This is a genomic window from Pseudomonas sp. TH06 (assembly GCF_016651305.1).
Classification (GTDB): domain Bacteria; phylum Pseudomonadota; class Gammaproteobacteria; order Pseudomonadales; family Pseudomonadaceae; genus Aquipseudomonas.
The window spans coordinates 3,086,459-3,106,890 of record NZ_JAEKEC010000001.1 but is presented as its reverse complement, the minus strand read 5'-3'; the positions used below and the strand labels follow the sequence as shown (position 1 = coordinate 3,106,890).

Genomic DNA, 20,432 nt, shown 5'->3' with positions numbered 1-20,432 from the left:
GCTCCTACAATTGGAATGCGTTCACCTGTAGGAGCTGCGGCACGCCGCGATCTTTTGATCTTCAAGCCGCTTCGATCGCTGCCGGCCGGTTCACCTGAAAATACTCATGCAACCCACGCATCGCCGGCAATTCCAGCGCCTGCGCCGCATAACACAAGCCCACCCGCCGGGTCGGCGCCGGCAGATGCAGAGCGCGCACCGCCACTCGCGGATGCCCGTTCACCAGCGACTGCGGCAACATTGCCACGCCAACTCCTGCCGCAACCATGTGCAATGCCTGGTGCAACGACCCGGCATGCCCCGCCACCGCTTCCGGCGAGCGTCCATACAACGCCATCAAGCGTTGATGCGATGGATGTTGCGGGCAGGTGATCCAGTCCTCAATCGGCGCCCAACCGGCCTGCGCCGAAGCCATCGGATGTTCCAGTGGCAGCGCCAGCACATACGGTTCTTCCCACAGCGGCAGAAACAGTTCGTCCTCGCAGCACATCTCTTCGACCGCCAGGCGACCGTCACCGCTACAGCCCTCCTCCAGCGTCAGCAGCAAATTTGGCAACGCCTGATGCGCCATGCGCACGAACGCTTCGATATGACTGGCGGCAACATCGCCCTCGATCCCCAGCGTCAGAGGCGCACGATTTTCCCGGCCACGAAACATCCGGCTCAACGCCTCAGCTTCCGCCACCATCCGTCGCGCCTGCGGGTACAACAGCCGCGCCTCAGCGCTGACCTCGACGCCACGCGGCTGCCGCACAAAAAGCGCCGCGCCGAGCTCGTCTTCCAACTGTTTGATCGTCACCGACAGCGTTGGCTGACTGATGAACAAGCGTTGCGCCGCGGCGGTGATGTTGCGTTCTTCGAATACCGCGAGGAAGGCTTTGAGATGGCGGATATCCATAGACGATTCCGATAGCTGACAGAGAAATAAGGCATTTTTCATCCTCCACAGAGCTAAATATACTGCCCCCATTCGCCAGTCATTTGAAATTCTTATTTCAGGAGTTCGACCATGAGCAAGCCATTGATCATCATTACCGGGGCCAGTTCGGGCATCGGCGAAGCCACTGCACGCCGCTTGAGCGCCGCTGGTCACCCGCTGTTGTTGCTGGCGCGGCGCGTTGAACGCCTGCAAGCGCTGGAGCTGCCGAACAGCCTCAGCCGTCAGGTCGACATCACCGATCGCACCGCGCTGCTCGCCGCAGTGGCTGAAGCAGAAGCTCGCTTCGGCCCGGCCGACGCGCTGATCAACAACGCTGGCGTGATGCTGCTGGGGGTGATGACCGAGCAGGATCCGGCGCAGTGGGAGCAGATGCTCGACGTCAATGTGAAGGGTTTGCTCAACGGTGTACACGCGGTGGTGGCCGGGATGGTCGAGCGTAAACACGGGACGATCATCAACGTCAGCTCGGTGGCCGGGCGCAAGACCTTCCCTAATCATGTGGCGTATGTCGGCACCAAGTTTGCCGTGCATGGTTTGTCGGAAAACCTGCGTGAAGAACTGGCACCGCACAACGTGCGCGTGACCACGATTGCGCCGGGCGCGGTGGAAACCGAGCTGTTGAGCCACACCACTGATGAGACGATCAAGACCGGTTATCAGGCGTGGAAGCAGGAGATGGGCGGTACGGTGTTGAGTGCCGAGGATGTGGCGACGGCGATTGCCTATGCGTATGAGCAGCCGCAGGGCGTGTGTATCCGCGAGATCGTCATGGCCGCGACCCGCCAGCAGGCCTGATGTTTTGATTGAATTCCCCTTGTAGGAGCTGCGGCACGCTGCGATCTTTTGATCTTGCTTTTGCATTGAAAAATCACAATCAAAAGATCGCAGCGTGCCGCAGCTCCTACAGGGAGGTGTCGGTGATGTTCAGTTCGTGTAATCGACGTTCGATAAACCTTCGCTCCGGCTCTTGTCGGGTTAACGCCAAAGCTCGGAGGTAAGCCGATCGCGCCGCCTCCACCCGGCCCAACTGCCGACAGAATTCCGCCCGCGCCGAATGCGCCAGGTGGTAATCCTGCAAATCGCCGCGATCCAGAATCCCCTCAATCAGATTCAACCCGGCCAACGCCCCGTCACGTTTGGCCACCGCCACCGCACGGTTCAACTCAATCACCGGCGACGGCATCGCCCGCAACAACACGTCATACAGCCCGACGATCTGCTGCCAATCGGTCTCCTCGGCCGTCGGCGCCTCGGCATGCACCGCCGCAATCGCTGCCTGCAAACAATACGGCCCAAACCGCCGCGTAGTCAGCGCACGCTCCACCAGCGCACAACCTTCGGCCATCAGATCGGCATCCCACTGCGCACGATTCTGATCATCCAGCAGCACCAGCTCCCCACTGGGCGAAGTGCGCGCCGACCGTCGCGACTCATGCAGCAGCATCATCGCCAACAGCCCCATCACTTCCGGCTCCGGCAGCAACTCCATCAACAAACGCCCCAGCCGGATCGCTTCACGCGTCAGATCTTCGCGGGTCAACTCAGCGCCGACCGACGCCGAATACCCCTCGTTGAACACCAGATAAATCACCCGCAACACACTGTCGAGACGTTCGGGTAGTTCGCTCAGGCTCGGTACTTGATAGGGGATTTTCGCGTCACGAATTTTCGCTTTCGCCCGCACGATGCGCTGGGCAATCGCCGCCGGCGCCGAGAGAAACGCCCGGGCGATCTCTTCGGTGGTCAGGTCGCAGACTTCACGCAAGGTCAGCGGCACTTGCGCATCCGCCGCCAGTGCCGGGTGACAACAGGTGAAGATCAGCCGCAGGCGATCGTCTTCCACGTCTTCGCCACTCCAGTCGGACTGTTCCAGCTCTTCAAGTTGCGCCAACAGCAAGGGCTGCGAGGCCTTGAAGCGCGCCCGTCGGCGCAACACATCGATGGCCTTGAAGCGCCCGGTGGACACCAGCCAGGTGCGCGGGTTGTCGGGCACGCCGTCGCGCTGCCAGCGCTCGACCGCGACGAAGAACGCCTCATGCAAGGCTTCTTCGGCCAAGTCGAAATCGCCGAGCAGGCGAATCAGCGTCGCCAGGATCCGCCGCGAGTCTTCGCGATAGACCTGCTCGACCCGCGCCCGGACCTCAGACATTCAACTGCCGCACGGGACGCACTTCAACGCTGCCGACCCGGGCCGCCGGAATGTTCCCGGCGACCTGAATCGCTTCGTTGAGATCCTTGGCATCGATCAGGTAGAACCCGGCCAACTGCTCCTTGGTTTCAGCGAACGGACCGTCGGTGATCGACAGTTTGCCGTTACGCATGCGCACGGTGGTCGCAGTCTGCACCGACTCAAGCGCTTCGGCGGCAACCATCCGCCCGCTGCCTTGAATCGACTCGGCGTAAGCCCAGCATTCGGCGTCTTCCGGGCTGTCGGGCGAGGAATGCAGCAGGCGCTCATCGCTGTAGACCAGGCATAGATATTTCATGGCGTTCTCCTGATTCGAACGGATCAACTATGGCTGAAGATCAGGGTTGCACATCAAACAGCGTCGCGCCGCTCATCGGATCGAACGGCGCCGACCAGTGCTCATGGACGATCCGCCACTGCCCAGCGACTTGCCGATAGCACGCGGTGACGCGCATCCAGCAGCTCTGGGTTTCGCCCTTGTCATTGGTGCCGCCGCAATTGGCCACCCAGTGGGCGAAAGCGATGTTGTCGGCGCTCTCGATGGCGATTTCGTGGAATTCGAAAATGTGCGGGCCGGGGCACATTTCCATGCATGCCACCCAATGGGCGCGGTAGGCCGGTTTGCCCTTGAATTGCAGGGCCTTGATCGCATCGAAGGAGACGATGTCGTCGGCGTACAGCGCCATGACTTTCTCGACGTCCTTGGTCATGACGGCTTCGCGGTAGGTGTTGATCAGGGTCTGGATATCGCTTTGCGCACTCATGGTGTTCTCCGTGGTTTTTGTTGTGAAGACACCTTTAGTCGCTCGGTGAATGGACAGATCGACAGACGAAACAAAAAATTTCCGCCGCAGACAAAATCGCTAGAATCCGAGGCTCATCTTTGTAGGAAAAAGGAAATTCCCGTGTCAGCCCAACTCGTGCCGTACGACAGCCTGAACGCTTTACAGCGTCAGCAAGTCGAGGCGATTGAGATCCATCCCGAACAGATCAAGTTTTCCGGCGATATCCACGGCGCCCTGCACACCTTGCTGTCGAAACCCGGCCCGGGCGTGAAGGGTTTTGCGCTGTTGGCCGATGACGTGCCGGTGGCGTTCCTGTTGCTCAAACGCCCGCCGGTCTTGCCCGCCTGGGCCGACGAACACAGCGCCACATTGCATGCGTTGCAGGTCGATCATCGCGCCCAGGGCAAGGGTTACGGCAAGGCGTGTCTGCAAGCATTGCCCGAAGTCGCGCGTCAGGCGTGGCCGGAGATCAAAGGACTGGAATTGTCGGTGGACGCCGACAACGACGCCGCCATCGCGCTGTACGCCAAACACGGCTACGTCGATAGCGGCGAAGCGTACAAGGGCCGGATCGGTTACGAACGGCGCATGGGGCTGTTTTTCTAAGTCATCGAGGGGAACACGATGATCGACTCAATCGAAGCACTGGAAGCTATTTACGGATTGCCCCACGAACGTGCGGTGCGCAAGCAGATCACCTTTCTCAACGACGACTATCAGGCGATGGTGCGCGTCTCGCCCTTGGTGGTGGTCAGTTCGGTCGGCGCCGATGGCCTCGACAATTCACCGCGTGGCGATGCGCCGGGGTTTGTGCGGATCATCGACGAACGCACCCTGGCCCTGCCGGATCGCCCGGGCAACAACCGCATCGATACCTTGCGCAATGTCCTGCACGATCCACGGGTGTCGCTGCTGTTCATCATTCCGGGGATTGGCGAGACCTTGCGGGTCAATGGCACGGCGCAGATCAGCGCTGAGCCTGAACTGCTGGAAAGCTTTGCGGTGAATGGCAAACCAGCGAAAACCGTGTTGCTGGTGACGGTGGAAGCGGCGTTCTTTCATTGCTCGAAAGCGTTTGTGCGCTCGGATGCGTGGAACCCTGAAACGCATTTACCGCGTTCGGCGTTGCCGACGGCCGGGGCCTTTCACAAGCGCTTGAACGACGGCCAGTTCGACGCGGACAGTTACGACCGCGAAGCGCCAAAACGGGTGCTGGACAACCTTTACTGACTGAACGCGGTCCCCTGTAGGAGTGAGCCTGCTCGCGATAGCCGTCAATCAGTGACATTTACGGTAACTGACACTCCGCTATCGCGAGCAGGCTCACTCCTACAGGTTGAGATGGGTGCCGGTTCAGAGAGTGAGGATCATCTCGTGCCACGCCATGCCGCCGTGGTCGGACTCCGAGGGTTTGATGTAAGCGAAGCCGAAACCGGCATACAGCGGAATATGTTTCTCCTTGCACATCAAATGAATCGTCGCCTTGTCCATCCCGCGCATACGCTCGATGAACTCGCCCATCAAGCGCTTGGCCAAGCCCTGCCCCTGATAATCCGGGTGGACCACCACTGACATGATCACCACGTTCGGCCCCGCCGGATCGTGGCCGATCAACTCCTTGAATGCCTCGTCCGACATCAGCACATCAAACGCCGCGCCCGAGTTAACGAAACCGGCGACCACGCCGTCCACTTCGGCCACGACAAAACCCTCGGGCCAGGTGGCAATGCGCGTGGCGATCTTTTCGCGGGTGGCGGCTTCGTCGCCTTCGTAGGCAACGGTTTCGATGGCGTAGCAGCGATCCAGGTCGGCGGCGGTGACGTTGCGAATGACGGTGTTCATGGCAGCTCGAAAATCAGCAGAAGAAAGTGCCGAAAGCATAAAGGAATAAGGTGTTCATATCGATCCGCACGGGCAGCGTAAAGCCTGCGTATAAGCGCTTTTCTTCGGGTTCGCGGGCGGCTATTGCTGTGGGGTGTCTCTGATTACCCGTGGGGGGAACCGTTTATGAGCAGCGTTGAAATCGGCCTGTTGATGGTGTTGGGCATCAGTACGTTCGGCTTTATCACTCTGGGCATCGACCTGTTGCGGGCGCGACGTACAGGCAAGGGCAAGCAGGGTTGAATGCATGAGGCGGATCATTGATCCGCATCATTGTTGTGTGCTCAGGCTCTTTTGCTGTCGACCGGTACGCAGATTTCCAGCTTGCCGGTGTGCAACCTCGGATTGAAATCGGCGCTGTAGCGTTCCAGCTCCGGGGCGTTGAGTTCCACATAGTGCGAGCTTGGCAGCCAGGTTTTGTAGATGTACTGCAAGGTCTGTGGCAACTGGTCAAGCGGCCCCTTGTGTTCAAACACCGCGTACTGCCGGGGCAGCACTTCAACCCACTGGTACACCTTCTGGTCGAGGTCATCGAGCTTGCTGATTTCCACCCCGGCGATGTAATCGAAGCCGCCCTTGCCGTCGAAATTGCTGCAGACCCCGTAGGTCACTTCGTTTTTTTGTCCCTGTATCTTTCCCAGATGCGGCAAGAACTTTTCCCACAGCGCGGGGATGTCTTTTGCAGTGTCTTGGGTAAATCGACCGCGAAAACCTGCAATCAGCAGAAAGTGTCCATGTTCGAAGCGAGGTTCAGCCACTTCGACGCGTTTTTGCTCATCCATGACTCGACTCCTGGAACAAAAAAGGGGTTCGGCTGGGAGTATAGAAAGCCAAAACCATTTCGCACGGTTACAGCGAATGCAGCTGCTCGACGGCACCGGACCCGACAAACTCGTTGTAGCCGGATACGATCACATACACGGCGAAATAGCAGAAGATCGCCGCAGATGCCATGTAGGAGTAACGCAACAGCTTGTCACCCAGCAACTTGCCACCGTGGCTGGCGGCGAAGCACAGACCGGCCGACCACAGCAGCCCGGCGCTAAGAAAACCACCGAGGAACAACGCCGAACTCAATGGCCCGCCCCCACCGGAACGGGCGATCAGCGTGCCACCAACGGCGGCAAACCAGAGGATTGCGCTCGGCGAAGACATCGCCAGGAAGATCCCGCGAAAGAACTCCTTGCGATGGGAGTTCTGCCCCACTTCGGCCGTGGCCGCCAATTGCGCTTCGTGATGGATCGCCGAATAAATCATCTTCGCCGCAAAGTAGATCAGCAGCGCCGAACCGCCGATCCACAACACCCAACGCACGCTTTCGTATTGCAGCAGCACGGTCATCCCGGCCAGCGCCAGCACGGCATAAATCAGATCACCAACGCAGGTGCCGAGGCCGAGCGCGAAGCCCTGAAAGTAACCGCGCTGCATCGCCAGCGTGATCATTGCGATGTTGGCCACGCCGATATCCAGGCACAACGAGAGGCTCAGCAAGAAGCCGCTGGTGAATTCCATTAAGCATTTCCTTGGGAAAATTATTCTTGTCCACGCTGGACAGTCTGCCATCACTGCCCTTATCTTCGCCCACAGGTCACCGCAGTGACCAGCGTCGCTCGGACGGTTCCGGGCGCTTACGTTATCCGAGGCAACAATGGCTGAACAAGGTTCGCCGCGCCGCTTTGCGCGCATAGATCGACTCCCCCCTTACGTTTTCAACATCACCGCCGAGCTGAAGATGGCCGCGCGGCGTCGTGGTGAAGACATCATCGACTTGAGCATGGGCAACCCCGACGGGGCCACGCCGCCGCACATTGTTGAAAAACTCGTACAAGTTGCCCAGCGCGAAGACACCCACGGCTACTCGACGTCCAAGGGCATTCCACGCCTGCGCCGGGCGATTTCCAACTGGTACAAGCAACGCTACGCGGTCGACATCGACCCGGAAAGCGAAGCCATCGTCACCATCGGTTCCAAGGAAGGCCTGGCGCATTTGATGCTGGCGACCCTGGATCAGGGCGACACCGTGCTGGTGCCGAACCCGAGTTATCCGATTCACATTTACGGTGCGGTGATTGCCGGCGCCCAGGTGCGTTCGGTGCCGCTGGTGCCCGGTGTGGACTTCTTCGCCGAGCTGGAGCGAGCCATTCGCGGCTCGATCCCGAAGCCGAAAATGATGATCCTCGGCTTCCCGTCCAACCCGACCGCGCAGTGCGTGGAGCTGGACTTCTTCGAGCGAGTGATTGCCCTCGCCAAGCAGTACGACGTGCTGGTGATCCACGATCTGGCTTACGCCGACATCGTCTACGACGGCTGGAAAGCCCCGTCGATCATGCAGGTGCCGGGCGCCAAGGACATCGCGGTAGAGTTTTTCACCCTGTCCAAGAGCTACAACATGGCCGGCTGGCGTATCGGTTTCATGGTCGGCAATCCGGAGCTGGTCAACGCGCTGGCGCGGATCAAGAGCTACCACGACTACGGCACGTTCACCCCGCTGCAGGTCGCGGCGATTGCTGCGCTGGAAGGTGATCAACAGTGCGTGCGCGATATTGCCGAGCAGTATCGGCAGCGGCGCAACGTGTTGGTCAAAGGCCTGCATGAGCTGGGCTGGATGGTCGAAAACCCGAAGGCGTCGATGTATGTCTGGGCGAAGATTCCTGAGGCTTATGCGCATCTGGGTTCGCTGGAATTTGCCAAGAAGCTGCTGGCCGAAGCCAAGGTCTGTGTCTCGCCGGGAGTTGGTTTTGGTGAGTATGGCGATGATCACGTGCGTTTTGCGCTGATCGAAAACCAGGACCGGATTCGCCAGGCCGTACGCGGCATTCGCGGGATGTTCCGGGCGGATGGATTAGTCGCAAAAACTGGCGGCTAACGCGAAACCTGTAGGAGTGAGCCTGCTCGCGATAGCGGTGTGTCAGTAACTGTGAATGGCACTGACACACCGCTATCGCGAGCAGGCTCACTCCTACATGGGAATGTATTAGCCTTGAGATTCCAGACACAAAAAAACCGCATCGCTGCGGTTTTTTTGTGCCTGCGGCTCGCTTAAACGAACAGCGACAGCAACAGGATAAAGCCCAGCGCAACCACCGACAGGATGGTTTCCATCGCCGTCCAGGTCTTGAACGTCTCGGCCACGGTCATGTTGAAGTACTGCTTCACCAGCCAGAAACCGGCGTCGTTGACGTGCGACAGGATCAGCGAACCGGCACCGGTAGCGAGTACCAGCAGCTCACGGTTGACGCCCGGAATCATCCCCACCACCGGCACCACAATGCCTGCGCCAGTAATGGTCGCGACGGTGGCCGAACCGGTGGCGATACGAATCACCGCCGCCACCAGCCACGCCAGCAGGATCGGCGAGATCTGCGCGCTGACCGCCATGTGGCCGATCACGTCGCCCACACCGCTGGTCACCAGCATCTGCTTGAAGCCACCGCCGGCACCGATGATCAGGATGATCGCGGCGGTTGGCGCCAGGCTCGCGTCCAGCCACTTGAGCATTTGCTGAGAACCGATGCCCTGCTTGTGACCGAAGGTGTACAGCGACAACAGCAACGCCAGCAGCAGTGCCGAGATCGGGTGACCGATCATGTCCATCCAGGTGCGGAAGAAATGACCGTCCGGCAGCGCCACGTCAGCGAAGGTTTTCAGCAGCATCAGGAACACCGGCAGCAGCACGGTGATCAGGGTGATGCTGAAGCTCGGCAGTTTTTCCGAATCGTTTTCACGGGCCAGTTGATCGACCAGTTCCTGATTCGGGTGACCGGGAATGTGCTTGGCGATGAACGTACCGAAAATCGGGCCGGCGATGATGGCGGTCGGCAGCGCGACGATCAGACCGTACAGAATGGTCTTGCCGATGTCGGCACCGAACACGCCGATGGCCAGCAGTGGGCCAGGGTGCGGCGGCACCAGGCCGTGCACGGCGGACAGGCCGGCGAGCAGCGGGATACCGATCTTGATGATCGATACGCCAGTGCGGCGGGCAACGATGAACACCAGCGGAATCAGCAGGACAAAGCCGATTTCGAAGAACAGCGGGATGCCCACCAGGAACGCGGCGAACATCATCGCCCACTGGACTTTGTCTTTACCGAACGCGCGAATCAGGGTCTGCGCGATTTGATCGGCACCGCCCGACTCGGCCATCATTTTGCCGAGCATGGTGCCCAGCGCGAGGATGATGCCGACGAAACCGAGCACGCCACCGAAGCCGTCCTGGAACGCCTTGATGATGGTGCCGATCGGCATGCCCGAGGTCAGGCCGAGGAACGCGGCGGCGATGGTCAGGGAAATGAAAGGGTGAATCTTGAACTTGGTGATCAGGATGATGAGTCCGATCACCGTCACTACTGCATCGAGCAGCAGGTAGGCGTCATGGGACATGCCGAACATTGGGGGTGTCTCCTGGCTTGTTGTTGTTATTAAAGCGGGTTAATCAGAAGTCGTGAGGACAGCGCTTTCTGCATGAACACACTCATACCGCCTGTTTCAGGCCGTGGGCCTGCCACCAGACGTGAGCCTGAGCGGCCAGTTCTTCAACGCTGTGAACCGAAGCGTTCAGCGCCAGGGTCAACGGTTCGCCAACCGGCGATTCGAGGGTAGCGAACTGGCTTTCGATCAACGTAGCGGGCATGAAATGACCCGGGCGGTGGGACACACGCTCGGCGGCCACTTCAGGGGTCAGCTCAAGAAACACGAAGCCCAGGCCCGGCAAGGCGCTGCGCAATACTTCACGGTAACTGTGTTTAAGCGCCGAGCAGGTCAGCACCGGGCGCTGGCCCTTGGCATCAACGCGACGCAGTTCATCGCACAGGCTGTCGAGCCAGCCGGCACGGTCGTCGTCGTTCAGGGGGATCCCCGCGCTCATCTTTTCGATGTTCGCGGCCGGATGGAAAGTATCGCCTTCAATGGCAGTGGCGCCGCTCAATTGGCACAGGGCCTCGCTGACGCACGTCTTGCCGCAACCGGCAACGCCCATGATGACCAGGGCGGTGATGGGATGACTCATATAACACCTCAGCGCGCAGACAGCGCTACCTTTGCTAGCTATGACTCTAGTGCACAGGCAGAAGTTGCCGACGCCTTCTTGTCGTTTTTTTGGGTTGCAGCAGGTTTTGTTCCCAACGCCAAAAAGCGAAGATCAGGCAGGACCTCGCTTACGCATTTACAGCTGCATCAGGACAGCGCTACCTTAGTGCCTTGATTTTTGTTTGGCAAGCCGCCCGATGACCTCCCCTAAAAACGATAAAAACACGCGCACCACCGGCCGTCCCACCCTTAATGAAGTTGCCCGTCTGGCCGGCGTCAGCCCGATTACCGCCTCCCGCGCCTTGCGCGGTGTCAGCACCGTGGCCACCGAACTGGTGGAAAAAGTCCAGAAAGCCGCGCTCGAACTCAACTACGTGGTCAACCCCGCCGCCCGAGCACTGGCCTCGGCGCAGAGCCATTCGGTGGTGGTTCTGGTGCCCTCGTTATCCAACTTGCTGTTCATCGATACACTGGAAGCGATTCATCGAGTGTTGACGCCCAAGGGCTTCGAAGTGCTGATCGGCAACTTCCACTACTCACGCGATGAAGAAGAAAACCTGCTGCGCAACTACATGGCTTATCAACCGCGTGGCTTTCTGCTGACCGGGTTCGATCGCACCGAAAGTTCGCGACGGATGATCGAGGCGAGCAATATTCCCTGCGTCTACATGATGGAACTGGACAGTGCTGCGGGCGTGAATTGCGTCGGTTTCTCCCAGCTCAGCGCTGGCGAAACGGCGGCAGAGCATTTGCTCTCCCGTGGACGCAAGCGTCTGGCTTACATTGGTGCACAACTGGATCAGCGCACCTTGCTGCGCGGCGAAGGTTTCCGCAAAGCCTTGCAGAAGGCCGGCAAGTACGACCCGGATCTGGAAGTGCTGACGCCGCGCGCCTCGTCGGTGGGCCTGGGCGGTGAGTTGTTCCTGCAACTGCTGGCCGCGCATCCGGATGTCGATGCGATCTTCTTTGGTAACGACGACCTGGCGCAGGGCGCTTTGCTCGAAGCATTGCGTCACGGCATCAAGATTCCCGAGCAGGTGGCGATTCTCGGCTTCAACGATTTGCCGATGTCCGAGCACATGGTGCCGCGCCTGAGCAGCATCAACACCCCGCGTGAGGCGATTGGCCGGCGCGCAGCCGAGCAGATGCTGACGCTGATGGCCGGTAACTCGGTCGCTCGGCCGGTGGAAGACATGGGCTTCGAACTGAAAATCCGCGAAAGTACCTGATCCCACAATTTTTGTGGCACTCACAAATCCAGGGTTAAACACGATCCCTGTAGGAGTGAGCCTGCTCGCGATAGCGGTGTGTCAGATACCGTAATTGGCACTGCCATATCGCTATCGCGAGCAGGCTCACTCCTACAAGGGATCTGCGTTGGGTTCAATGGCCGAGGAGTTCGACCAGCGCCGATGCGCCCTTCTGTAGCGGCTGGCTCTTGAGCCATACCGCGTGCACCGGCAGCACCAAGCCGTTTTCGATGTTGCGGAAATTCAGCCGCTTCAAGCGCCCGCTGTCCAGCCACGGCTGCACCACCGACAACGGAAAATTGCCCCAGCCCAACCCCGCTTCGACCATTTCCATCGCCGTCTCAAGGTTGTCAGTGCGCCAGTGCGATTGCGCCACCAGCGGCCGGGTGTCGCTGATCGGCAAATCACGGCTGGCGACGAAGATCTGCCGTACGTGCACCAGATCCTCCAGAAACAAATCCTTTCCCTGCAACAACGGACTGTCCGCTGCCAGCGTGGCGATCATTCGCTCGCTGCCGACAAATTGAAACTGCTCCAGCACGTTCACGCTCAACCCGGCAAACGCCAGGCACAGACTTACGCGGCCACTGTGCAGCATCGCCAGCACGTCATCCTGCGGTGCGGTCAGCACCTCGATGTCGAGCAGCGGATGGCGCTCGGTCATCACCTTGATCGCCGCCAGCAAACGCCGACGGTCGATGTCCGCCACCACACCGATCGACAGTTTGCTCTCCAGCCCCAACGACAACTCCACCGCATGCACGCGCAATTGCTTGAGTTGCTCGGCGATCAGCCGTGCGTGCGGCACCAGTGACAACGCCATTGCCGTCGGTTGCGGTTCGCGGTGTCTGCGGTCGAACAACGGATAACCGAGTTCCGCCTCAAGATTGCCGATGCCCATGCTCACTGCCGACGGGACTTTGCCCAAGGCACGGGCGGCGGCGGAAAACGAGCCGCGCTCGATCACGGCAAGAAACAGTTCGATGCTATCGCTGTTGAAATTCACCCGCACCACCTATCAATAAAACTGAAAGCTACTGACTTTTTCTGTCAGAGCCATTGAAGCTATCTTTCGTCGCCTTCGCCAGCCCTGCCGGCCAATGAATCTGAAGAAAGAGGCAAATCTCCATGCAAGGCGTCAAACGCAAACTGGTCTACGTGTCGCTATACGAAGTGATCGGCATGACCTTCTCCGCCCTCGGTCTGGCGCTGTTGTCCGGCACCTCGCCAGGCAGCACCGGGCCGTTGGCGGTGATCATCACCACCATCGCCGTGACCTGGAACTTCATTTACACCTCGCTCTTCGAGCAGTGGGAAAGCCGACAGACCTCGCGCACCCGCACGGTTAAACGCCGTATCGCCCACGCCGTAGGCTTTCAACTAACACTGATCGTGTTCCTGATTCCGCTGATTGCCTGGTGGATGAACATCAGTCTGGTGCAGGCATTTCTGTTGGACCTGGCGTTGATTATCTTCATCCCTTGCTACACCTTTGCGTTCAACTGGTTGTTCGACCGAATCTTCGGCCTGCCGACTTCGGCGCTCCCGGATTCACCTGCTGCGGCATAAATCGTTAATTCGTAAACAGATATTGCAAGAAACCAGCCGTTTCCCTGGGCAAACCGCTGATATTCACAATCCTTCAACTCCGATAGCAGGCTAAGCTTTTCCATCAATAAAAAATGGATCAGCCCATGACTGCTCGCACCTCCGCCGCCGCGCAACGCGACGGCATCGACCCGATTCGCGCCGCTCAGGTGTCCGCCCGTATCGACCGCCTCCCGGCTGTCGCGACGATCTGGCGACTGGTGGCGCTGCTGTCGATCGGTGGATTTTTCGAACTCTACGATTTGTTCCAGACCGCCTACATCAGCCCCGGGCTGATCCGCGACGGCATCTTCGCCACCGGCAATCAGGGCGTGTTCGGTTTCTCCGATCAGGCGGCATTTGCCTCGGCGACTTTCCTTGGGCTGTTCCTCGGCGCCAGCCTGCTCAGCCCGTTGGCGGATCGTTTTGGCCGCCGCGCAATCTTCACCTTTGCGCTGATCTGGTACACGGTGGCGACAGTGCTGATGGGCATTCAGAGTTCGGCCGTGGGGATCATCTGCATGCGTTTTCTGGTGGGCATCGGTCTGGGCATTGAACTGGTGACCATCGACGCCTACCTCTCGGAACTGGTGCCCAAACGCATGCGCAGTTCGGCGTTTGCCTTCGCGTTTTTCGTGCAATTTTTGTCGGTGCCGGCGGTGGCGCTGATGTCGTGGTGGCTGGTGCCGCAAGCGCCGTTCGGGATCAGTGGCTGGCGCTGGGTGGTGTTGGCAAGTGCGGTGTTTGCGCTGTTCATCTGGTGGTTGCGCAAGCGCCTGCCAGAGTCGCCGCGCTGGCTGGCGCAACACGGGCGATTCGATGAGGCCAACCGGATCCTCGATGGCATCGAGGCTCGCTGCGAAAAGGATCATGGCCAACCCTTGGACGCCCCCGAGGCCGTGCCGGTCGACGTCGAAGGCAAGGGCCGTTTTGCCGACATCTGGCAGCCACCCTATCGCCGTCGTGCGTTGATGCTGATTGTTTTCCACATCTTCCAGGCCATCGGTTTCTTCGGTTTCGGCAACTGGCTGCCGGCGCTGCTTTCCGGTCAGGGCGTCAGCGTCACCCACAGCCTGATGTATGCGTTCATCATCACTCTCGCCTACCCGCTCGGGCCGTTGTTGTTCGTGAAGTTCGCCAACCGTTTCGAGAACAAATGGCAGATCGTCGGCTCGGCCCTCGGCGCCATGACCTTCGGCACCTTGTTCGCCTTGCAGACCAGCGCGTTCGGGCTGATTTTCTGCGGGGTGATGATCACCTTCTGCAACGCCTGGCTGAGCTTCAGCTATCACTCCTACCAGAGCGAATTGTTCCCGACCAACATCCGCGCCCGGGCGGTGGGTTTCTGCTATTCGTTCAGTCGCTTGTCGACGGTGTTCAGCAGTCTGTTGATCGGCCTGTTTCTCGACAACTTCGGTACGCCCGGCGTGTTGGCGTTCATTGTCAGCAGTATGTTGATCGTGATGCTGACCATCGGCTACTTCGGCCCGCGCACACGCAATCTGGCGCTGGAAAACATTGCCCATCGCTGAGGGCCGGCGGTCATCCCCTGCCGCTCATCGGCAATGGATGACCGCTGTTAACATCGGACTTATTTGCTAACTTGTTGAATTTAAATAACTTAATCGACAGGCACGTTAATTGCTGCGGTACGTCAGTCAGCAATTACCTACAGGTCAATTCATCATGTTGGTCAGCGCCAAACAACAGCAAATCATCCACCTGCCCAAGCAGCTGAATGACGACGCCACCTCCACCGCTGCGGCCGGTCTGCAAGGCGGCCTGCACGGTGCCATGCTGCAGACCCTGCAAAACCAGACGCAGGCGCAAGCCACCGATGCGACCGCCAAGGTCCAGGATTCGGCCACGCAGATCGCCACCCAGCAAGTTGCCGAAGCGACACGCATCAGCGACAACGTCGACGAAGCGTTCGCCAAGACTCGCGTCAACCTGCAATCGACCGACGCCACCACGGCCTCGGCAAAATCCGCCACCGACGAATTCAAGGATTACATGAGCAAGACGCCCGAGCAGCGTCTGCGCGACAGTGTCCTGCAATCCATGGGGCTGACCGAAGACGACATCAAAGCCATGCCGCCGGAGAAACAACTGGCCATCGGCAAGGAGATCGCCGAGCGCTTGCAGGACAAGATGAAGCTGGCGCAGGCGGAAAAGGACAACGATGTGAAGGACAGTGACAAGCAGGCGGGCAAGTTTCTGGCTGCGCTCTGATTTCGGCCTGAATGATAATCCCTTGTAGGAGTGAGCCTGCTCGCGATAGCGGTTAGTCAGTCACCGAAAATGTCACTGATATATCGCTATCGCGAACAGGCTCACTCCTGCAGGTTTGGCTGCGTTTTCAGTTCAGTTGCAGGGTTTCATTGAACTGACTGATCGCATCGACCACATGCCGCGACCCCTGCTGAATCTCCAGAATCACCTCCCCCGCCTCGTTCGCCAGTTCCACCCCGAGCCCGGTGCGACTCAGGCTTGATTGCATGCTCGACACCGCGCTCAATGACAGGTCATGGTTCTTGCGCACCACCTCGACAATTTCCAGCGTCGCCTGGCTGGTGCGGGCTGCGAGGCTGCGGACTTCGTCCGCGACCACGGCAAACCCGCGCCCGTGTTCACCGGCCCGCGCCGCTTCGATGGCGGCATTCAGTGCCAGCAGGTTGGTCTGATCGGCGATGCCGCGAATGGTCTGGACGATGGTGCCGATGATGTCCGACTGTTTGCTGACCGCATCGATACTGACCGCGGCTTCGTTGAGGTCGCGGGAAATGTCCTGAATGATCTGCACGGTTTGCTGCACGACTTGTGAGCCTTTTTGCGCGCAGGCGTCGTTTTGTACCGAGGTACTGTGGGCCGATTCCGCCGCGTTCTGCAGCGTAGTCATTTGCTGGGTGATGTCGCTGGCAAATTTCACCACTTTGTACAGCCGCCCTTTCGCATCGAACAACGGGTTGTACGAAGCTTCCAGGTAAACCATCTGTCCGGACTTGTTCTTGCGTTCGAAACGGTGCGAGTGATATTCGCCGCGATTGAGCGAAGCCCAGAACGCCTTGTATTGCGCAGATTCGGCTTCGGCGCGATGGCAAAACATGCTGTGATGATGGCCGACGACTTCCGGCAGTGTGTATTGCATGGTGTGCAGAAAGTTTTCGTTGGCGGCGATCACATTGCCGTCCGGAGTGAACTCGATCACCGCCATCGAGCGACCGATGGCCGCCAGCATGCTTTCTTCTTCATGTTCCTTGTTGATCCGCGCGGTGATGTCGGCGGCCACTTTGATCACACTTCTGACTTGCTTGTCCGCGCCATACACCGGCATGTAACTGGCTTCGAGCCAGACTTCCTTGCCCGCTTTGTTCAAGCGCAGAAAAGTCCCACTGATCGGCTCTCCCCGAGCCAGGTCGCGCCACAATTTGGCGTACTCCTCGCTGCGATAGAAGGCTTCTTCGCAAAAGATCCGGTGATGCTTGCCACGCACTTCTTCAGCGCTGTAGCCCATGGTCTTGCAGAAGTTTTCGTTGGCATCGAGAACGATGCCTTCCGGGGTGAATTCGATCGTCGCCATCGAACGGCTGATCGCTGCCAACTTGGCGTTGGCCTCAGTCAGTGCACAGCTGAATCGCTCGATTTCCTGCAGGTCAGCCTTGTGATGTAGGTTGAACATGGTTGTATCACCTTCCGCGCGGTACTTTGATTTGATGAAAGTTCAGGTCTTTCAGAATCCACCACTACGTTCCACAGAACAGGCACACGCATTCCTCCACAGGAGGAAGTTGTCAGGTGATAAATGATGATCAATCGGAGAGTCCATACAGCGACGCTCTAACCAAGACATCCTTCTCTTGATAGCCCGCTCGCGGGCCAGCCCTAACGCGTTGAAGAACTTCCATTTAAGTGATGCTCCTTGTTGGTTCAGTGTCGGTGCCTCGGATTGCGCACTCTGGCAGCATGAATCACGGACCAACCCTGTGCGCACGGCATGTTTGGCATGACGGTCGACATAGTTAGTTACGTGTGAGCATAGCCAGCGCAAAGCCTTGCGCAAGGCCACTAGTCGGCCAGTATCTGGCACTTTTTGCACAAGAAACGGTTCAGCGCGGGGAGGTTTTGGCGGGGCGGACGCCTTCGCGAGCAGGCTCGCTCCCACATAGGTATGCATTCCAAATGTGGGAGCGAGCCTGCTCGCGATAGCAAAAGTTGCAGTACTACAAAAACAACAGAAATGCCTTACAGACTTCCACTCACCTTGTCAGCGACATCTCCCGGCACCCATGGCTTCCAGACCTGCGGCTGATCACGCAAAAACGCCTCGGCTACCGCCCGTGGTTGCTGGCGTTTTTCACTCATGCCCGCCAGCGTCTGGTTGAGCAGATCAATCGGCAAATCGACCTTCTCGAAAAAACTCACCAGCTCCGGGTACTGCGTCTTGAACGGAGCCGATACGCCGATCGCCAGGCTGGCCGGCATCGAACGTGTGCCTTTCGGATTAGGATTGTTCGCGTCGGCCAGGGTCTTCCAGGCTTCGGCATCGAACGGCGGCTCGTCGAGCTTCACCAGTTTGAACCGCCCCAACAGCGGCGTCGGCGACCAGTAGTAGAACAGCACCGGTTTGCCACGCTTGATCGACGACGCCACCTCGGCATCCAGCGCCGCGCCGGAGCCGGTGCGGAAATTGACGAAGCTGTCGTTCAGGGCATACGCCTTGAGCTTCTGGCTGTTGACGATCTCCGAGGTCCAACCGGTCGGGCTGTTGAGGAAGCGCCCACGGCTCGGGTCTTCCGGGTCGCGGAAGACGTCTTTGTAGCGCGGCAGATCCGCCACCGATTTCAGCTCGGGCGCCAATGGCTTGATGCCGCGCTCGGGGTCGCCCTTGATCACGTACTCCGGCACCCACCAGCCTTCAGTGGCGCCTTTGACGGTATCGCCGAGGCCGAACACTTTGCCCTCATTGGCCGCTTTGACCCACGCCGGACTGCGCCCGGCCCATTCCTCGCCGATCACCTGAATATCGTTTTTCGCCAGCGCCGCTTCGAGGCTGACGGTGCTGCCCGGCAGCGTATCCGTCGAGTAGCCGTAGCCTTTTTCAACGATCAGGCGCAGCACTTCGGTGATGAAGCTGCCGCTTTCCCAGGTAATGTCGCCGAAGTGAATCGGCGCGGTTTTCTCCGCCGCAGAAACGGCGCCGACGCTCAGGCTCAGCGCCAGCAGCGAACCGCCGAGCAGGGTTTTGATCGATCTCATGCAGACCTCTTGTCTTGTAATAATTGATTGGCACTGTGGCGCTCGCACAGCGCCTGGGAACGGCTCATGTAGGCGCTGACCGAACGTTGCGAGATGCCCAGTTCGGCGGCGATTTGCGGGTAGGTCAGGCCGTCGATGCGAGCGAGCAAAAAGGTCGAGCGGACCTTGCCCGGCAGCCGTTGCAGGCTGTGATCGAGGCGGTTGAGGGTTTGTCTCAGTTGCGCCAGCTCTTCGGGCGACGCGGCGTAATCGACATCAATCTGCTGCTGGTGACGGCGCTCGAGATCGGCGCGGCGCCAGCGTTGGTAGAGCAGGCGTTGGGCAACGGTGGTGAGCAATGCGCGAGGTTCACGAATCGCCGTGAGAGCGGGTGCTTCGAGCAGTTGCGCGAAGGTTTCGGCGGCGATGTCTTCAACGCTGGCGGCGTCATGCAGATGCCGGCGCAGGTAGCTGCAAAGCCATTGATAGTGGGCGCGGAACAGGGTGTCGAGGTTGTAGCGATGGGACAGATCGGCGCCGGACATAGGGGCTCCTTGGTGAAGGGTCGCTGAATGTCCGGTGATCCGGTGGCGCGATCGTAGCAAGGCGCCTTATGCATTAATAATATTTAAATCTTATTTTTATATTTCCTTTTGGAATTTAAGATCAAAAGATCGCAGCCTTCGGCAGCTCCTACAACGGCAATATGTAGGAGCTTCCGAAGGCTGCGATCTTTTAACGCAAGCGGCCGTACCCCAAATCCTCAGCCTCACACTGATAATCGAGAACCACCCGATAGTCGCCTTCAGTGGCCGGCAGCACTTCAGCCAGTCTCAATGTCTGTGCAACGGCGGGAAGCTCACGCAGTGCCTGATTCATCACTTGGCGCAACTGCTCGACTTGCTCATCCGTGGCACTGGCGACCGTAATGAACGGCAGTGTCGGACTCAACGCACTGCGCGCCACTACGTGCAATCCGCTCACTTCTTCGGCTGCGTAATGAGCGAGGTAGGCATAGGTCACACTGTCGACGGCGGCCAGGTCGGCGAGGTCTTCGCGCAACCAGCGAAGGCTCTCGCGGTGTCCGCCGCTGATACCAACCGAAGCGAAAAAATGGCCGTCCTGCTGCAACGGGGCCAGGCGATGGCGCAACAGGTTCATGCCGCTGTTGGAGTCCTCGCTGTTGATCACGCCGCGACTGCTGCGGAAGTCCGCGAGGCTTTTGCGCGGATCATCAGCGCGGCTGAGGATCAGACTGCAATGGTTGCCGGCGCTGGCGTCGGGGAGTTCGTAGCGGGGGCGGCCGACAATGCGAACTTGTCCGCGCAAAGCGGTCATCAGCGGATAGCCGCAGGTTTGCGTGAGCAACAGATCCGGCGATAACCACAGCTCTGGCAATGACAGGCCGTCAGCGCTCAGGCGCGCGTGCCCAAGCTGCTCAAGGATGCGCGCAATCCAGCGCTCATTGGCCTCGCGGATCGGCTCGGGGGCAACGTACATCAGCAGTTCAGTGTGGTATCGGCTCATACACATTTTTC

22 protein-coding genes are annotated in these 20,432 nt (G+C 59.3%); 8 read left to right on the top strand and 14 right to left on the bottom strand.

Annotation, left to right across the window (positions count from 1 at the left end):
* Positions 1 to 61 precede the first annotated feature (61 nt).
* On the bottom strand, positions 62 to 898 hold the full coding sequence (locus tag JFT86_RS13975) for a LysR family transcriptional regulator (protein WP_201237119.1): 837 nt from the start codon (positions 896 to 898) through the stop codon (positions 62 to 64).
* 111 nt (positions 899 to 1,009) lie between these two features.
* Between JFT86_RS13975 and JFT86_RS13970 the strand changes: the two genes are divergently transcribed.
* A complete protein-coding gene (locus JFT86_RS13970) occupies positions 1,010 to 1,735 on the top strand; it encodes an SDR family oxidoreductase (RefSeq protein WP_201237118.1) in 726 nt (241 codons plus the stop codon).
* A gap of 106 nt (positions 1,736 to 1,841) precedes the next feature.
* On the opposite strand, the gene JFT86_RS13965 is transcribed toward JFT86_RS13970, so the two are convergent.
* Genes JFT86_RS13965 through JFT86_RS13955 form a run of 3 tightly spaced genes read right to left on the bottom strand, consistent with a single transcriptional unit; the run spans position 1,842 to position 3,892 of the window.
* Positions 1,842 to 3,089, bottom strand: coding sequence for an RNA polymerase sigma factor (locus tag JFT86_RS13965; RefSeq protein WP_201237117.1), 1,248 nt, complete (start codon positions 3,087 to 3,089; stop codon positions 1,842 to 1,844).
* Complete coding sequence (locus JFT86_RS13960; protein ID WP_008081988.1) at positions 3,082 to 3,426, bottom strand: YciI family protein; 345 nt, start codon at positions 3,424 to 3,426, stop codon at positions 3,082 to 3,084. The genes JFT86_RS13965 and JFT86_RS13960 overlap by 8 nt, the downstream gene beginning before the upstream one ends.
* Before the next feature lie 40 nt (positions 3,427 to 3,466).
* Complete coding sequence (locus JFT86_RS13955; RefSeq protein WP_201237116.1) at positions 3,467 to 3,892, bottom strand: nuclear transport factor 2 family protein; 426 nt, start codon at positions 3,890 to 3,892, stop codon at positions 3,467 to 3,469.
* A 141-nt stretch (positions 3,893 to 4,033) separates the two neighbouring features.
* Here JFT86_RS13955 and JFT86_RS13950 point away from each other — a divergent pair, with 141 nt between their 5' ends.
* A complete protein-coding gene (locus tag JFT86_RS13950) occupies positions 4,034 to 4,519 on the top strand; it encodes a GNAT family N-acetyltransferase (RefSeq protein WP_201237115.1) in 486 nt (161 codons plus the stop codon).
* An 18-nt stretch (positions 4,520 to 4,537) separates the two neighbouring features.
* Positions 4,538 to 5,143, top strand: coding sequence for a pyridoxamine 5'-phosphate oxidase family protein (locus tag JFT86_RS13945; protein ID WP_201237114.1), 606 nt, complete (start codon positions 4,538 to 4,540; stop codon positions 5,141 to 5,143).
* A 123-nt stretch (positions 5,144 to 5,266) separates the two neighbouring features.
* Here the strand turns inward: JFT86_RS13945 and JFT86_RS13940 are convergent, their stop codons facing one another.
* The 3 genes from JFT86_RS13940 to JFT86_RS13930 form a co-directional block, all read right to left on the bottom strand.
* Positions 5,267 to 5,755 (bottom strand): N-acetyltransferase, encoded by a 489-nt coding sequence (locus tag JFT86_RS13940; RefSeq protein WP_201237113.1) that lies wholly within the window; start codon positions 5,753 to 5,755, stop codon positions 5,267 to 5,269.
* A 323-nt stretch (positions 5,756 to 6,078) separates the two neighbouring features.
* Complete coding sequence (locus JFT86_RS13935; RefSeq protein ID WP_201237112.1) at positions 6,079 to 6,576, bottom strand: GyrI-like domain-containing protein; 498 nt, start codon at positions 6,574 to 6,576, stop codon at positions 6,079 to 6,081.
* A 67-nt stretch (positions 6,577 to 6,643) separates the two neighbouring features.
* Entirely contained in the window at positions 6,644 to 7,306 is a 663-nt protein-coding gene (locus JFT86_RS13930) for a LysE family transporter (protein WP_201237111.1), read from the bottom strand.
* A 136-nt stretch (positions 7,307 to 7,442) separates the two neighbouring features.
* Between JFT86_RS13930 and alaC the strand changes: the two genes are divergently transcribed.
* Positions 7,443 to 8,660: an alanine transaminase gene (gene alaC / locus JFT86_RS13925; protein WP_201237110.1), complete on the top strand. Its 1,218-nt coding sequence runs from the start codon at positions 7,443 to 7,445 to the stop codon at positions 8,658 to 8,660.
* Between the two features lie 173 nt (positions 8,661 to 8,833).
* On the opposite strand, the gene JFT86_RS13920 is transcribed toward alaC, so the two are convergent.
* Together JFT86_RS13920 and JFT86_RS13915 are read right to left on the bottom strand one after the other, a co-directional pair.
* Positions 8,834 to 10,186 carry a GntP family permease gene (locus JFT86_RS13920; protein ID WP_201237109.1) on the bottom strand — a complete coding sequence of 451 codons (1,353 nt, stop codon included), beginning with the start codon at positions 10,184 to 10,186 and terminating at the stop codon, positions 8,834 to 8,836.
* Between the two features lie 82 nt (positions 10,187 to 10,268).
* Entirely contained in the window at positions 10,269 to 10,802 is a 534-nt protein-coding gene (locus JFT86_RS13915; protein WP_201237108.1) for a gluconokinase, read from the bottom strand.
* A 217-nt stretch (positions 10,803 to 11,019) separates the two neighbouring features.
* Here JFT86_RS13915 and JFT86_RS13910 point away from each other — a divergent pair, with 217 nt between their 5' ends.
* Positions 11,020 to 12,051 (top strand): LacI family DNA-binding transcriptional regulator, encoded by a 1,032-nt coding sequence (locus JFT86_RS13910; RefSeq protein ID WP_201237107.1) that lies wholly within the window; start codon positions 11,020 to 11,022, stop codon positions 12,049 to 12,051.
* Positions 12,052 to 12,205: 154 nt separating this feature from the next.
* On the opposite strand, the gene JFT86_RS13905 is transcribed toward JFT86_RS13910, so the two are convergent.
* The gene (locus tag JFT86_RS13905; protein ID WP_201237106.1) at positions 12,206 to 13,078 is read right to left on the bottom strand and encodes a LysR family transcriptional regulator; all 873 of its coding nucleotides are present in this window, start codon (positions 13,076 to 13,078) and stop codon (positions 12,206 to 12,208) included.
* Positions 13,079 to 13,200: 122 nt separating this feature from the next.
* On the opposite strand from JFT86_RS13905, the gene JFT86_RS13900 reads away from it, so the two are divergent.
* From JFT86_RS13900 to JFT86_RS13890, 3 genes are all read left to right on the top strand, one after another.
* A complete protein-coding gene (locus tag JFT86_RS13900) occupies positions 13,201 to 13,641 on the top strand; it encodes a PACE efflux transporter (RefSeq protein WP_201237105.1) in 441 nt (146 codons plus the stop codon).
* Between the two features lie 125 nt (positions 13,642 to 13,766).
* Complete coding sequence (locus tag JFT86_RS13895; RefSeq protein ID WP_201237104.1) at positions 13,767 to 15,191, top strand: MFS transporter; 1,425 nt, start codon at positions 13,767 to 13,769, stop codon at positions 15,189 to 15,191.
* A gap of 154 nt (positions 15,192 to 15,345) precedes the next feature.
* A complete protein-coding gene (locus JFT86_RS13890) occupies positions 15,346 to 15,891 on the top strand; it encodes a hypothetical protein (RefSeq protein WP_201232476.1) in 546 nt (181 codons plus the stop codon).
* 127 nt (positions 15,892 to 16,018) lie between these two features.
* Here the strand turns inward: JFT86_RS13890 and JFT86_RS13885 are convergent, their stop codons facing one another.
* The 4 genes from JFT86_RS13885 to JFT86_RS13870 form a co-directional block, all read right to left on the bottom strand.
* Positions 16,019 to 17,338, bottom strand: a complete 1,320-nt coding sequence (locus JFT86_RS13885; RefSeq protein ID WP_201237103.1) for a PAS domain-containing methyl-accepting chemotaxis protein — start codon at positions 17,336 to 17,338, stop codon at positions 16,019 to 16,021.
* A gap of 563 nt (positions 17,339 to 17,901) precedes the next feature.
* Complete coding sequence (locus tag JFT86_RS13880) at positions 17,902 to 18,915, bottom strand: ABC transporter substrate-binding protein (protein ID WP_201237102.1); 1,014 nt, start codon at positions 18,913 to 18,915, stop codon at positions 17,902 to 17,904.
* Entirely contained in the window at positions 18,912 to 19,439 is a 528-nt protein-coding gene (locus JFT86_RS13875; RefSeq protein WP_201237101.1) for a sigma-70 family RNA polymerase sigma factor, read from the bottom strand. The genes JFT86_RS13880 and JFT86_RS13875 overlap by 4 nt, the downstream gene beginning before the upstream one ends.
* Before the next feature lie 190 nt (positions 19,440 to 19,629).
* Positions 19,630 to 20,421, bottom strand: a complete 792-nt coding sequence (locus JFT86_RS13870) for a PhnD/SsuA/transferrin family substrate-binding protein (protein ID WP_201237100.1) — start codon at positions 20,419 to 20,421, stop codon at positions 19,630 to 19,632.
* Positions 20,422 to 20,432 lie beyond the last annotated feature (11 nt).